This window comes from Prochlorococcus sp. MIT 1201, assembly GCF_047303415.1.
GTDB lineage: Bacteria > Cyanobacteriota > Cyanobacteriia > PCC-6307 > Cyanobiaceae > Prochlorococcus > Prochlorococcus marinus_D.
The window spans coordinates 41,863-54,705 of the sequence record NZ_CP138947.1 but is presented as its reverse complement, the minus strand read 5'-3'; the positions used below and the strand labels follow the sequence as shown (position 1 = coordinate 54,705).

Sequence of the window (12,843 nt, the reverse complement as noted above, 5' to 3'; positions counted from 1 at the left end):
AAAGTCTCAGCATCAGTTGATTGAGTTTAGGCAACTCCACCGCACATCAGACCCAAAACCGCCATGGAAAGCACAAGCCATCACCAGCGAAACCCGAAGCAAACCCCTCAACCTCTTTCTGCCAAATGCGCTCTCGGACAAACACCCACCCTCAAAGAACCGCGCCTGATTGATGACTGGGTGCTTTGGCTGGAGCAACGTCCTCAGGAACATGGTCGCACCACTGCCCTTATCCGTCCCTGGGGTCAATCTGACCACCCCCCCCAAGAGCTGACACCTGCCCCAGCCAATCTGCGTAGTCGTATTCACGATTACGGAGGAGGGGTTCTAGCCACAGCCTGCCAAGACAACCAGCTCCTGATGGCCTGGATCGATGATGTCGATGGCTGCCTCTGGTTCCAGCGCTGGCAGGGCCTCCACCAGGCCACCACAGGGAAGAAGGAATTATCTCCGCTCAATCCTCCGCTTCGCCTCTCAAAACCAAACGATGCCCAACTTGCTGATGGTCTGATTGACCTGCCACGGCAGCGCTGGCTCGGAATCATGGAAGCAGACAAGCGGGACTGGCTGGTGACCTTCTCCCTCAACCATGAGAACCAGGCTGCCACGGTGTTGCATCGCCCTGCTGATTTTGCTGGTTACGCGATCCTCAGCCCCAATGGAGATCAACTGGCCTGGGTGGAATGGCAACAACCGGCCATGCCCTGGGAGGCAAGCCAAATCTGGTGGGCCAGCCTCGACCCTGCGGGGTTGATCACAAGCTCGGCCTGTCTAGCTGGTAGCAAACCACTTGATCACAAACAAACATCCGTCTTCCAGCCCCTTTGGCTACCCAATGGAGAGCTGGTTGTCAGCGAAGACAGCAGCGGCTGGTGGAATCTGATAGTGGCAAAGCTGACGACTGACCCCGCTGTCCAACCCACTTGGCGACGCCCCTGGCCGCTTTCAGCCGAAACCGGCATGCCGCAGTGGGTTTATGGCATGAGCAGCAGCGCATGGGATGGAGAGCAAATTCTGACCGCCATCTGTGATCAAGGTTCTTGGAGGCTGAGCCGCTTGGCCGATGATGGACAGATCAGCACCATCAACCAACCTTTTGATGATCTAAATGGTCTGCAGGCACAGGAAGGTCGAGCCGTAGCCATCGCTAGCAATGCCACCACGAGCCCTGGGCTACTAGAGCTCAACCTCAACTGTGGCAGCTGGAAGCACACCCCAGCCAGTGAGCCTTTACTGAATGCTGATGCGATCAGCGTTGCGGAGCCTATCTGGTTTGAAGGCTGCCATGGGCAGCAAACCCATGCCTGGTATTACCCGCCAATCAATGGCAGCAAAGGCCCTGCGCCACTTCTTGTCAAAAGCCATAGCGGCCCTACCAGCATGGCCAACCGCGGTCTAAGCCTCAGCATTCAGTTCTGGACATCCAGAGGCTGGGGAGTGGTGGATGTGAACTATGGCGGCTCCACTGGATTTGGCCGTGCATACCGCGAACGCCTCCGGGGAGGCTGGGGCGAAACAGACGTAACGGATTGCGCCGAAGCCGCACTGGCACTAGTGAAATGCAACAAGGCAAACCCAACACAAATCGCCATTGAAGGAGGCAGTGCCGGTGGATTTACCACCCTGGCCTGCCTTTGCTTCACCGATGTCTTTCGCGCTGCTGCCTGCCGTTATGCAGTGAGTGATCTCACCGCCATGGCAGAAGACACCCATCGATTTGAAGCTCGATACCTCGATCACCTGGTAGGCCGTTGGCCCGACCAAAGACAACTTTACGAAAACCGCTCACCTCTCCTGCATGCCCACAAGATCCAATGCCCAGTGATCTTCTTTCAGGGACTTCAAGACAAAGTGGTTCCCCCAGAGCAAACAGAACGGATGGCCAATGCCTTAAAAGAAAACGGCATACCAGTTGAACTACACATTTTTGAGCAGGAAGGCCACGGCTTTCGAGACAGTGCTGTCAAGACCAAAGTCTTAGAAGCAACTGAGCAATTCTTCCGCCGCCACCTAAAGCTCTAGCTGTGCTCCCTTAAGAAGCCGATCGTCGCAACCAATTCCTCAGCAAAACGATCGACTTCTTCTGGTGTGTTGGTGAAGCTCAAGCTGGCACGAGCTGATCCAGGGATCCCATAGTGACGATGCAAAGGCTGGGTGCAGTGGTGGCCACTACGAATACAGATCCCTGCTGAATCAAGCAGTGCACCAATATCATTGGGATGCAAACCATCCACCGTGAAAGCCGCCAAGACCGCCCGATTAGGCTCCTGCTGAGGAGTTGGGCCCAGAATCGTCAACCCATCAATGGCTTGGAGGCGATCAAACAATTGCAGCGTGAGCTGCTGCTCCCAAGCGTGAATACGATCTAGGCCAACCTGGTTCAGGTAGTCGAGAGCAACGCCCATACCAATAGCTTCCCCAATAGCAGGGGTACCTGCTTCAAACTTGTAGGGCAGATCAGCCCAGCTGCTGTGGTCGAGATAAACGTCCTGAATCATTTCGCCACCGCCGAGGAAAGGCGGCATAGCATCAAGCAACTCCTCTCGAGCCCAAAGAAAACCCATCCCGGTAGGACCGCATAATTTGTGGGAAGAACCCACGAGAAAGTCACAGCCAAGCCGAGACACATCAACAGGCATATGTGGCAAGCTCTGGCAAGCATCCAGCAACACCAGAGCACCAAAGCGATGAGCCTCTGCAGTGACCTCAGAGATCGGGTTAAAACAGCCCAGCACATTGCTCAAATGAGCCAGGCTGACTAAACGAGTTCGCTCGGAGAGTTTGTGCCGAAGATCGTTTAAATCAAGCTCCCCGCAATCGGTGAGGTCGACAAAGCGCAGCACGCAACCTGTTCGCTTGGCAAGCATCTGCCAAGGAACAATGTTGCTGTGATGCTCCATCAAGGTGAGCAGCACCTCGTCACCTTCATGGAGGTTGGCATCTCCCCAAGTGCGCGCCACCAGGTTGATCGCCTCACTCGCATTCCTTGTGAAAACGATTTCCCGCGCGCTTGAGGCAGCGATGAAATCAGCCACCTTCTGACGTGCTCCTTCAAAATCCTCGGTTGCACGAACACTCAACTGATGGGCACCACGGTGCACATTGGCGTTGTCATGGTCGTAGTAATGCTGTAAGGCATCCAGCACCTGCCGTGGCTTCTGACTTGTCGCCGCATGGTCCATGTAAATCAAGGGCTGACCTAAGCAGGCGGTCTGGCCTAGTAGCGGGAAATCCGCTCGCGTGAGCTCTGCCAGGTTCGCTGAAGTTTCTAGAGCTGCCATTGCCAAAGGCATGCTCTGCTCTGAACTCACGGAAGAGGTCATGATCGGCTCAAACCCCATCCAACAATCGAGCTAACGGCTGCCAGGCCTGTGAAATAGATGGGAGCATGCAACTCACCTCATCACAAAAAGCGCGCAGTAAAAGCTGTGCGGCTTGATCAGGTGAAATTCCGCGACTTTGAAGATAAAAAAGTGCCTCCGGCTGAAGCCGGCTCACTGTGGCCCCATGGGCGCATTTGACATCGTCAGCAACAATTTCCAACTCAGGCTTGGTGTCAATTCGGGCCCGATCTGAGAGCAACAAGCTACGACTTAGCTGCGCGGCATCGGTACGCTGCGCCTCACGAGGCACCTGCACCACCCCGTTAAAAACACTGCGGCCATGACCGGCTGCAACTACCTTGTGGAGTTGATCCAAGGTTCCTTCCGGGCCATTAAAACGCACACAGGAATGAGTATCAGCAAGCTGATTAGCCTGCACCAGTTGAAGGGCCCGCAATTGACTCTTGGCACCACCATTCAACTGAATCAATTGGGGCTCATGACGAATCACACCCCAACCTTGACTGACACTCACCAGGGAAACATCACTGCTTGGTTCCTGCTCAACAGCAAGATGAGCCAATAATGCAGCTTGAGGATGGCCGAAAGCTAGAAGGCCATGACGCAACTTAGCCTCACTTTGCAAGTGAGCTTCCACCAAAACGCTGGTGAGATTGGCACCTGAACTTAGCTGAACTTGTAGCAACTCAAGCTTGGCCTTTTCCTCAAGGAGCAAGAGCACCCGCACGGCAAAAACACCCCGATCGACGCCGGCATCACACACCAATTCAAGAGGGCTATCCACTATCCCGCTAACCCGCAAGCCAATGACTTGTGAAGCGATGGCCTGATTCAACGCCACAGGCCATTGGCCTTTGGATGTCGCCAGGTTCAAAGTGTGCCCGAGAGAATGCTTGAGTTCCGCATCGCTAAGCGGCGACAGGCCCTTCGGGAGAGTCACTCCAGCAAAAGGATCCTGCCCCGTCCCTAAGACCAGACGTGTCACCTGATCAGAAACACAAGGAGCCGATGGCTCACCTAGAGAGCAAATCTGTCGAGGCTCAAGTTCAGCGATGGGTGCAAGATCACAAAAACGCCATGCCTCCTGTCGACGATGAGGAGCAGAGAGGGTTTCAAGGTGATTGCGCGACTGAGCCTGGCAGGCAGCCATCGGACCTGATGGGGCTTCAAGACTGTGCAAGAGCCGCTCACACCAGTCATCGAGAGCTGAGGAGTTCTTGATGGGGGCTTCCACCATCAGGTCATCTCCAATGCATCCAATTCACGATCAACCCATTCATAACCTCGTTGCTCCAACTCAAGTGCCAGCGCCTTGTCACCGGAGCGCACAATCCTCCCCGCGGCCATCACATGCACGTAGTCGGGTTGAATGAGATCAAGTAGACGCTGGTAATGAGTAATCAACAAGGTGGCATTGTCAACATTTGCGAGTTGATTGACACCCCCAGATACGATGCGCAAAGCATCGATATCCAAACCGGAATCGGTTTCATCGAGAATCGCTACAAGAGGTTCTAGCAACGCCATTTGCAAAATCTCATTGCGCTTCTTCTCTCCACCACTGAAGCCCTCATTCACCGAACGGTCTAGAAAAGCTGGGTCCATCTGCACCAAACCGAGACGCTCACGCACAAAGTCTTCGAACGCAAAGGTGTCCAATTCCTCCAGGCCTTGTGCTAAGCGACGGGCATTCGTGGATACCCGCAGGAACTCAAGATTACTCACTCCAGGAATCTCAACCGGGTACTGAAAACCGAGAAAGAGCCCAATTCGAGAGCGCTCATCTGGCTCAAGAGGGAGTAAATCCTCACCGCGATAAAGAACACTGCCCTCGGTAACTTTGTAAGCAGGATGCCCTGCCAACACCTTAGATAAAGTGCTTTTACCGCTGCCATTACGACCCATCAAGGCATGAATCTCGCCTGCACGGATGGTGAGATTTACTCCATTAAGGATAGGCTGATCATCAACGCAAGCAGACAAGTCGCGTATCTCTATCAGTACTGGAGCATCGGGAGAAATCACTATAAGAAACGAAAAGAATTAGGAGAGGTTGAGCCAACGCAGCAATTCATTATCCTACCGAACCCTCCAATTTAAGAGCCAATAGCTTATCAGCCTCAGCAGCAAACTCCATTGGCAACTGACTAAAAACATCTCGACAAAATCCACTAACAATCATCGAAATTGCAGCTTCAAAATCTATTCCCCGGCTCTGAAGATAAAAAAGCTGATCTTCTGAGATTCTGCAGGTACTGGCCTCGTGTTCAATACTGGCATCAGGCTGCTGACTGCGTATATAAGGATAGGTATTGGCTCCAGCCTGATCACCAATCAGCATGGAATCGCACTGGCTGTAATTCTTGGCATTGAGAGCCTTTGGACCCATCTGCACCAGACCGCGATAGCTGTTCGCCGAATGGCCTGCGCTGATGCCCTTGCTCACAATTGTAGAGCGAGTACGAGGCCCTAGATGGATCATTTTTGTGCCAGTATCTGCCTGCTGACGATGATTTGTGAGAGCAACCGAATAAAATTCACCTACGGAATCAGCACCTTGCAAGATGCAACTTGGATACTTCCAAGTAATCGCTGAGCCTGTTTCTACTTGTGACCAGCTAATTTTACTGCGAGCGCCACTGCAATGCCCACGCTTGGTGACAAAGTTATAAATGCCTCCAACACCATTCTCATCACCGGCATACCAGTTTTGCACCGTGGAATACTTGATCGAAGCATCATCAAGTGCCACCAACTCCACAACAGCAGCATGGAGTGTATTGGTATCAAACATCGGAGCGGTACAACCCTCGAGATAACTTACAGACGCCCCCTCTTCTGCAACAATCAAAGTCCGCTCGAATTGTCCAATATCGCCAGAATTAATACGAAAATAAGAAGATAATTCCATCGGGCATTCCACACCCCTAGGAATAAAAACAAAAGAGCCATCACTGAACACAGCTGAGTTCAACGCTGCAAAATAATTATCATTCGAAGGCACAACTGTGCCAAGGTATCTGCGAACCAATTCTGGATACTCATTCACAGCATCAGTAATGGAACAAAAGACCACTCCATGCTCGGCAAGCTTTTCTTTATAGGTGGTTGCAATCGAAACGCTGTCAAATACGGCATCAACAGCGACATTTGACAAGCGCTTTTGTTCACTAAGTGGAATACCAAGCTTATCAAAAGTTTCCAACAAAGTTGGATCAACCTCTTCAAGGCTATTTTTTTTCTCCTTCTGTTTAGGGGCCGCGTAATAAACAATATCTTGATAATCTATCGGTGGATAACCAAGGCCTGCCCAATCAGGCGTCTGCAATTTAAGCCAGTGTCGATAGGCCCTGATCCGAAAATCAAGCAGGAATTGCGGCTCATTTTTCTTCTCCGAAATCAAGCGAACCACATCTTCATCAAGACCCTTAGGGATCTTTTCAGTTTCGATGTCAGTTACGAACCCATACTTATAAGGCTCTGAAACAAGCTGCCCAACGTGGCTTTGGCTGGTCATAATTGATAGCCGATCAGAAGGGAGTGAAGGTTTTGAAACCCTCTAGACAAAGGCCTTGGCTTGTGAAATATGGAGGGCCGCATCTGGCATGACATCGAGAAGGAGGATGGGCCGATCAACGTAGGCACGACGACATGAATAAACAAGAAGCCGTTGAAGGCTCTCAGAAGAAACGAAACCAATAGGTTTCGTTTCGACAAGCCTAAGGCAAAAGGCCTTGAGGTGACTGGCCGCTTGGTGAAGCAATGTTCAAGACGCCACCAGATTCTGTCCATAGGATTGCGGCTTGAACCCTGCGTTGAGACTGATCTAACGCACCCTATGCCGCCACCTTCTGTTTCTGCGTGGCATGGTTATAGGAGTACTGACTATCCATGACCACAGAGGCGCAGGCACCTACCCGCGAAGCAACCCTCACTCTGCTATTGCGGCAGGGTGAGAGTAGTGCGGCAAACCTGGCTGCATCGTTGGGCATCTCAGTCCAAGCAATGCGACGCCATCTACGCAGCCTCGAAGACGATGGTCTGGTCGAGGCCAGCCCAACTCCCACAGGCCCAGGGCGTCCCTCGAACCTCTGGCAATTGACAGAGCAGGGACATCATCACTTCCCTGATGGCAGTGAGAATTTCGCCCTTGGCTTGATGGAGTCCATGAAAGCCGCCTTGTCTCCCGAGACATTTACGTCACTACTAAGTCAACAAGCACTCAAAAAAGCCAACCTCTACCGCCATCAGCTCGGCTCAGGGTCAATCGAGGATCGCCTTGAGAAGCTGGTGGAATTACGTCGCCAAGAGGGCTATGCAACAGAATGGCAGCCCGCTCCAGATGGTATTGGCTGGTTCATCAAAGACTTTCACTGTTCCCTGCAAAGAATTGCAGAGGAGTATCCATCGGTTTGCGAGCAGGAATTACTGCTGATGAGACAAACATTCCCCGACTGCTTGATTGATCGAGTGAACTGGCGTCTGGAATACGGCAATTGCTGCGGCTTCCAAATCAAGCCAACTCAAGAACATGACTGATCAGGAGACGTAGTAGGTGCATCCTCTCAGCCTGGAAGTCCCTCGGGCAGATCCAAGCCAGGCTCAATCAAATCCGCGACAGCCAAAATAATTCCATCCTTCCCGCTACGACACCCTCCCAAACCAGCGCAATCGCTGGGTCGATCAGCGCAAGGTGGTCCGAGCAAGGTCACCAACACCGCAACCGCAAAACCTACAAAGTGCAATTTTGCCTGCCTGATCGTGGTTGAGACCACTGCCATCGGAAGTACCCAAGGTCAAATCTTCTGCAAATCGCGTGAAGGCAGACCAGAGGAGCCCTTTCCCAGGATGCACTCACCAGCAAAGCACCTATGCATCTCATTCAAGGGGTAGGGAACAGCCCCGGAATGATCTGCATGGCCAAGGTGGATGTCACAGCATTGAGCTCTGATCCATCCCAGCTCGAGAACAAATCAACAGAAGCTCCCATTCACGACGAAGAGGAAAGCTGAGTTGTTGCTTTTTAGGTGCACTCAATTGAGCGTCACCTCCAGATCCCAGTGCGGTCAGTAGATGCTGACGACCAGAGCTCTAACCACCCGTAAACGACCAATTGCCCACAGAATGTGATCCCAAACAAAAACGGAGTGTTTTTAGACGTGACCCAAGCCTTATCTTCTATGGCACGTCTCACCATCCGTCAGCTCCGCCAAGTAGCCAGCGATTTGGGCGTAACCCTTTACAGCCGCAAGACCAAGGAACAATTGCTCAACGCTATTAGTGTTCGTCAGGAAAAAGAAGAAAGTAACCGACTGGGGGTAGAAGCTGAACTCAACTCCCCATCAAGACTCAAGTCTGATACTCGAGTGGTTTTCCTACCCCGAGATCCGCAATGGGCTTATGTCTTCTGGGAAATCTCCGAAACTGATCGCAAGCGAGCCCTATCGAAAGGGGCCAACCGGCTCTGCCTACGTTTAACCGACGTAACCGGCATCGATGACGATAAAGCACATCCACACACACTTCAGGAAGTCTCTGTAGACAGCCACAGCAACGAATGGTACCTACCTGTTCCAATGTCTGATAGGGACTATCGAGTTGAACTCGGCTATCGCGTCGGTACTGTCTGGATGTCCCTGGCCTTTTCCTCGATAGCCAAGGTCCCAACACTCCACCCCAGCGAGCAAATCCTCGATCAGTTTGTTCCCTTCAGCCTTGAGGGCATCACAAGCAGTCCTACACCCACCGCGACACAAGCACCACAGCTAGAGGATGATCCCATTGGCGACCCAATCGATAGCGGGCTACACGAGCGGCTCTATCAGAGCGCTACACAGCACTTCCGCAGCAGCAGGGTCGGTTCGGAAGTCTTCCAAGAACACAGCGGCTTGGATAGCGATCAACGTGGTCTGAACGCTTCAGGCATCGGCCTTTGGGCCAGTGGTCGTAATGAGTCCGGACTGGGTGGAGTACCACCACGCCCAAAAACCTTCTGGCTTATTGCCGACGCTGAGCTGATGATCTACGGCGCAACAGATCCTTCTGCCCGCCTAACCATCGGCGGCGAAGACATTCCTCTCTCCAATGATGGAACCTTCCGCATCCAAGTTCCCTTCCGCGACGGAGAGCAGGTCTATGCGATTGAGGCCACTGCGGCCGACGGTGAGCAGAAACGCAATATCACCTTGAACTTCCAACGGAGAACACCCACCGATAACACAAACCCAGAAGACCAGGCAGTCGCAGAATGGTTTTAAATGAGCTCCCCAGATCATGACGACGTTGAGAAGGTTTGTCGCCATCACTCCACTCGCTGGAGCGATCATCCTCCCTCTCGTTGTACCCCTCAGCATGGCCCGTCTTGGTATCGGTGCAGGAGTGCTCATGACGCTGATGGTGTCCACTATCTGGTTCGTCGCCATGCTGCGCACCGCAGAAATGCCCCATTAACAAACTGGGGCGAAATCAAGGTGGAACCCTATTAGCGGCTGGTTAAGGTCAAAAAGTGCGCAAGCAAGCCTGGAAGTGGATGCTCCCCGTACTTCTAGGGTTAGCAAGTTGCAGCAAAGTTGGATCTGTACAGGGCAATGCCCCTACGGAACTGCCCTTACCTGAAAGGATCCAGGTGGTTTTCAACCATCGCGATGGTGCGCGATACCGCAGTCCTCTTGATGATCAGTGGCGCAACGGCGACAACCTTGAGAAGTTCGTCATCACTGCTATAGAAAAAGCGCAGCAAGAGATTCTTGTGGCCGTGCAAGAACTCAGCTTGCCTGGAGTAGCAGACGCACTCGTCGCAGCCAAGCAACGGGGCGTGACCGTGCAAATGGTGATCGAAAACAGCTTTAGCCAGCCCTGGGGTGATCTACATGAAGCAGATATGTCCCTGCATGAACGCCGTCGAGTGGCCCATCTCAAGATGTTGGCAGATCGTAATCACGACGGGGAGCTAAGCCCCACAGAACGCTATCGCGGCGATGCGATGCAAATCCTTAGGCGTCATCACATCCCTTGGATTGATGACAGCGAAGACGGCAGCAAAGGAAGTGGTCTGATGCATCACAAATTCTTGGTTATCGATACTCAAAGGGTGATTACTGGAAGTGCAAACTTCAGCCATTCAGGCATACATGGAGATCCCGCAGCGATACAAACGCGCGGCAATATCAACCACTTGCTGAGCTTTAACAGTACAGAACTAGCTGAACTATTCAAAAAGGAGTTCCGTTTGATGTGGGGCGATGGTCCGGGAGGTGCAAAAGACAGCCTGTTTGGTTTAGCTAAAAACGCGCCTGGCATTCAAACTGCAAAGGTTGGTAGCACCAGAATTGAAGTGCTCTTCGCTCCACACGCGAAACGACAAAAAATGAACGGCCTGCAATTCATTGCCAAGCAAATAGAAACATCAAAACAAAGCATCGATATGGCCTTGTTCATCTTTTCTGCACAAGGTTTGGCTAACAAACTGCGGGAGCAAGTTCAACGCGGTGTGAAGATACGATTAATCGCCGACCCTGGCTTTGCCAGCCGTTCCTATTCAGAAGTACTGGACTTATTAGGTGTTGCGCTTCCAGATCACCGTTGCAAACTGGAAGTAGGCAACAAACCATTCGCAGTACCTCTAAAAGGAGTAGGTACACCGAGACTGGCGAGCGGCGACAAGCTGCACCACAAGTTCGCGGTGATCGACAACAAAAAAGTGATCACAGGCTCATTCAATTGGAGCCCTGCTGCAGCTCACACCAACGACGAAACGCTGCTGTTGATTCATTCACCCCAACTTTCCAAACACTTCACCCGTGAGATGAATCGTCTCTGGCGTGGTGCTGAACTTGGGATCACGGCTCAGATACAGCGCAAGCTGGAACAGCAACGAGACAAGTGCGGGAGTGGATCAAGGATGGACTGAGAAAACAGTTGAAGCTTTGATTAATTCTTAAACTAGAATGGAAAGCCCTTTTAAATACAGCCGTAAATGGGCTTTTTAAGATCGTACATAAGCAGCTTATTTCTCCTATCTTCTATTGCCAACACCACAGTGGCAACCGAACCAAAACAATTGAAAAATTGCAATGGTGTATATGAATTTTACGGAAATCCATCCCCTGCCAGCAACAGGGGTTCTGGTCTTAGGATTTTATTTTATATCGGTAAACGCAAGGATATATTGCAATGCCTTAAAAACTCAAGAGTGGAAAAAGTAGCACCTCTTCATGAACAATTAAATAGTGGTAGATACAGCAAAATGGACGAACAATTGCTCCGAGACACCGCCATACAACTCGATATTAAAGACCCATACCTTACAAATGGAGGAATTTAATCATGGATTACGGTCTTGTTTCCTGCAAAACCAGTGATCCACGGCAGCTTCAACTGGTCGCCCGCCGACGCCCACACCAGCGACAAAAGCATGCTGGTGATCAACTCACCAAGGTCCAGATAACAACCCATTCACCGATCGCAAAGCCTGAGCCACAATCAACTCATCCAGGGCAGAATGTCCCCATGAGCCCGCTCAAAATCCATCCGGCATTGGCCATACTCAGCCTGTTTGCCATGTCTGCACCTACTGCACGCAGTGAGGTGGAATACATTCCGTTCCCAAGCAACGAGGAGCTGCGCAGCATCCAGCTTCAGGCCTATGCCTGCTCTCGAGACAATGATGCGGAAGCCTGCAGCAACACCCGAGAATTGATCGATCCTTTACTAGACCACCCTCGTTTGCCATCCTCTTGCAAGGATGTGGTCTGGGATTTGCTTCAGGTGGCCAACAAGGTCCCTAAAAACAGCTTCCAGCGTAGGGATGCCATCGATCAGCCCGCTAAACGACTCTCCATCATTTGCATCAATCCAGCAAAACAAACAGCACCTAAACCTTCCCCAAAAGGTGGCCTAGTCCCCCAACAAAGCTGAACCAGCAAGCACGCATCAAGCGATTGATGTTTAGATCATCTTGATCAGCTGCTGTCTCAATGAAATGCGAGTCAGCTGGCCTGTTTCAGGCTGTGTAAGAGCAACCCCAAATCCTGAACATCCAGGAGATGGCTCCCAGTCATGACCCTGAACTAATCCCTCGGCTCAACAATCAAGGTTCGACAGAATCAGTGTCGAGTAAATCCAACAAGGTCTCTGCTGTCGTCGTCATCTGAGCAAGACTAAAATCTCCTTCTTGAGAGGCAACTTGAACCGCCAATTTGCACAATGAGGACGACCGGCCTGTTGCGCTGCAGCTCATGGTGAGATCGAGCAGGGCATTTGTAAGTTTGCCGCGCAGGCAGCTTTCACTGCCAGACCTCACAATCACAGCCTCAGCAGCTGTACGCGTGACCTGTTCGGCTTGCGGGTAAGGGATCTGACGAATTCCTTTAAACGCCATCGACGGAGTTGTTAAAAGCAGCATGGCACCATGCCAAAGCCAGCCCATAGGCTTGGCGGCCCATTCCCCAACAACTGAGCTGCATCTCAGCTCCTCTCAATGATCTTTGCGAACACTAGC

At 51.9% G+C, this 12,843-nt stretch carries 14 protein-coding genes; 8 read left to right on the top strand and 6 right to left on the bottom strand.

Annotated elements, in window-relative coordinates:
• The first annotated feature begins 63 nt into the window (after positions 1-63).
• Entirely contained in the window at positions 64-2,022 is a 1,959-nt protein-coding gene (locus SIB41_RS00270; protein ID WP_413359518.1) for a prolyl oligopeptidase family serine peptidase, read from the top strand.
• Here SIB41_RS00270 and SIB41_RS00265 read toward each other — a convergent pair.
• From SIB41_RS00265 to sufB, 4 genes are read right to left on the bottom strand one after another with little or no spacing between them, the layout of a single operon-like run.
• Positions 2,019-3,323 (bottom strand): SufS family cysteine desulfurase, encoded by a 1,305-nt coding sequence (locus SIB41_RS00265; RefSeq protein ID WP_413359515.1) that lies wholly within the window; start codon positions 3,321-3,323, stop codon positions 2,019-2,021. The genes SIB41_RS00270 and SIB41_RS00265 overlap by 4 nt on opposite strands.
• A gap of 7 nt (positions 3,324-3,330) precedes the next feature.
• Positions 3,331-4,581 (bottom strand): SufB/SufD family protein, encoded by a 1,251-nt coding sequence (locus SIB41_RS00260; RefSeq protein ID WP_413359512.1) that lies wholly within the window; start codon positions 4,579-4,581, stop codon positions 3,331-3,333.
• Positions 4,581-5,369 carry a Fe-S cluster assembly ATPase SufC gene (sufC, locus tag SIB41_RS00255; protein ID WP_413359509.1) on the bottom strand — a complete coding sequence of 263 codons (789 nt, stop codon included), beginning with the start codon at positions 5,367-5,369 and terminating at the stop codon, positions 4,581-4,583. The genes SIB41_RS00260 and sufC overlap by 1 nt, the downstream gene beginning before the upstream one ends.
• A gap of 49 nt (positions 5,370-5,418) precedes the next feature.
• Positions 5,419-6,861, bottom strand: coding sequence for a Fe-S cluster assembly protein SufB (gene sufB / locus SIB41_RS00250; protein ID WP_413359507.1), 1,443 nt, complete (start codon positions 6,859-6,861; stop codon positions 5,419-5,421).
• Between the two features lie 374 nt (positions 6,862-7,235).
• Between sufB and sufR the strand changes: the two genes are divergently transcribed.
• Positions 7,236-7,883 carry an iron-sulfur cluster biosynthesis transcriptional regulator SufR gene (gene sufR / locus SIB41_RS00245; RefSeq protein WP_413359505.1) on the top strand — a complete coding sequence of 216 codons (648 nt, stop codon included), beginning with the start codon at positions 7,236-7,238 and terminating at the stop codon, positions 7,881-7,883.
• Positions 7,884-7,909: 26 nt separating this feature from the next.
• Here sufR and SIB41_RS00240 read toward each other — a convergent pair whose 3' ends face one another.
• Positions 7,910-8,125 (bottom strand): hypothetical protein, encoded by a 216-nt coding sequence (locus SIB41_RS00240; protein WP_413359503.1) that lies wholly within the window; start codon positions 8,123-8,125, stop codon positions 7,910-7,912.
• 90 nt (positions 8,126-8,215) lie between these two features.
• Here SIB41_RS00240 and SIB41_RS00235 point away from each other — a divergent pair, with 90 nt between their 5' ends.
• From SIB41_RS00235 to SIB41_RS00210, 6 genes are all read left to right on the top strand, one after another.
• Positions 8,216-8,356 carry a hypothetical protein gene (locus SIB41_RS00235; RefSeq protein WP_413359500.1) on the top strand — a complete coding sequence of 47 codons (141 nt, stop codon included), beginning with the start codon at positions 8,216-8,218 and terminating at the stop codon, positions 8,354-8,356.
• A 147-nt stretch (positions 8,357-8,503) separates the two neighbouring features.
• Positions 8,504-9,601: a DUF4912 domain-containing protein gene (locus SIB41_RS00230; RefSeq protein WP_413359498.1), complete on the top strand. Its 1,098-nt coding sequence runs from the start codon at positions 8,504-8,506 to the stop codon at positions 9,599-9,601.
• A 16-nt stretch (positions 9,602-9,617) separates the two neighbouring features.
• A complete protein-coding gene (locus tag SIB41_RS00225; RefSeq protein WP_413359496.1) occupies positions 9,618-9,794 on the top strand; it encodes a hypothetical protein in 177 nt (58 codons plus the stop codon).
• Positions 9,795-9,849: 55 nt separating this feature from the next.
• Positions 9,850-11,253 carry a phospholipase D-like domain-containing protein gene (locus SIB41_RS00220; RefSeq protein WP_413359494.1) on the top strand — a complete coding sequence of 468 codons (1,404 nt, stop codon included), beginning with the start codon at positions 9,850-9,852 and terminating at the stop codon, positions 11,251-11,253.
• A 129-nt stretch (positions 11,254-11,382) separates the two neighbouring features.
• Positions 11,383-11,667 (top strand): hypothetical protein, encoded by a 285-nt coding sequence (locus SIB41_RS00215; protein ID WP_413359492.1) that lies wholly within the window; start codon positions 11,383-11,385, stop codon positions 11,665-11,667.
• 2 nt (positions 11,668-11,669) lie between these two features.
• On the top strand, positions 11,670-12,260 hold the full coding sequence (locus SIB41_RS00210; RefSeq protein ID WP_413359490.1) for a hypothetical protein: 591 nt from the start codon (positions 11,670-11,672) through the stop codon (positions 12,258-12,260).
• A 172-nt stretch (positions 12,261-12,432) separates the two neighbouring features.
• Here SIB41_RS00210 and SIB41_RS00205 read toward each other — a convergent pair whose 3' ends face one another.
• Positions 12,433-12,747, bottom strand: coding sequence for a hypothetical protein (locus tag SIB41_RS00205; protein WP_413359488.1), 315 nt, complete (start codon positions 12,745-12,747; stop codon positions 12,433-12,435).
• Positions 12,748-12,843: the final 96 nt, after the last annotated feature.

What these genes read in the sequence shown, in the direction of transcription:
- SIB41_RS00235 (WP_413359500.1), top strand. Translation starts at nt 8,216, where the DNA reads ATGCATCTCATTCAAGGGGTAGGGAACAGCCCCGGAATGATCTGCATG.
- sufR (WP_413359505.1), top strand. Translation starts at nt 7,236, where the DNA reads ATGACCACAGAGGCGCAGGCACCTACCCGCGAAGCAACCCTCACTCTG.
- SIB41_RS00225 (WP_413359496.1), top strand. Translation starts at nt 9,618, where the DNA reads ATGACGACGTTGAGAAGGTTTGTCGCCATCACTCCACTCGCTGGAGCG.
- SIB41_RS00270 (WP_413359518.1), top strand. Translation starts at nt 64, where the DNA reads ATGGAAAGCACAAGCCATCACCAGCGAAACCCGAAGCAAACCCCTCAA.
- SIB41_RS00210 (WP_413359490.1), top strand. Translation starts at nt 11,670, where the DNA reads ATGGATTACGGTCTTGTTTCCTGCAAAACCAGTGATCCACGGCAGCTT.
- SIB41_RS00265 (WP_413359515.1), bottom strand. Translation starts at nt 3,323, where the DNA reads ATGACCTCTTCCGTGAGTTCAGAGCAGAGCATGCCTTTGGCAATGGCA.
- SIB41_RS00205 (WP_413359488.1), bottom strand. Translation starts at nt 12,747, where the DNA reads ATGCTGCTTTTAACAACTCCGTCGATGGCGTTTAAAGGAATTCGTCAG.
- SIB41_RS00240 (WP_413359503.1), bottom strand. Translation starts at nt 8,125, where the DNA reads ATGGCAGTGGTCTCAACCACGATCAGGCAGGCAAAATTGCACTTTGTA.
- sufB (WP_413359507.1), bottom strand. Translation starts at nt 6,861, where the DNA reads ATGACCAGCCAAAGCCACGTTGGGCAGCTTGTTTCAGAGCCTTATAAG.
- SIB41_RS00260 (WP_413359512.1), bottom strand. Translation starts at nt 4,581, where the DNA reads ATGGTGGAAGCCCCCATCAAGAACTCCTCAGCTCTCGATGACTGGTGT.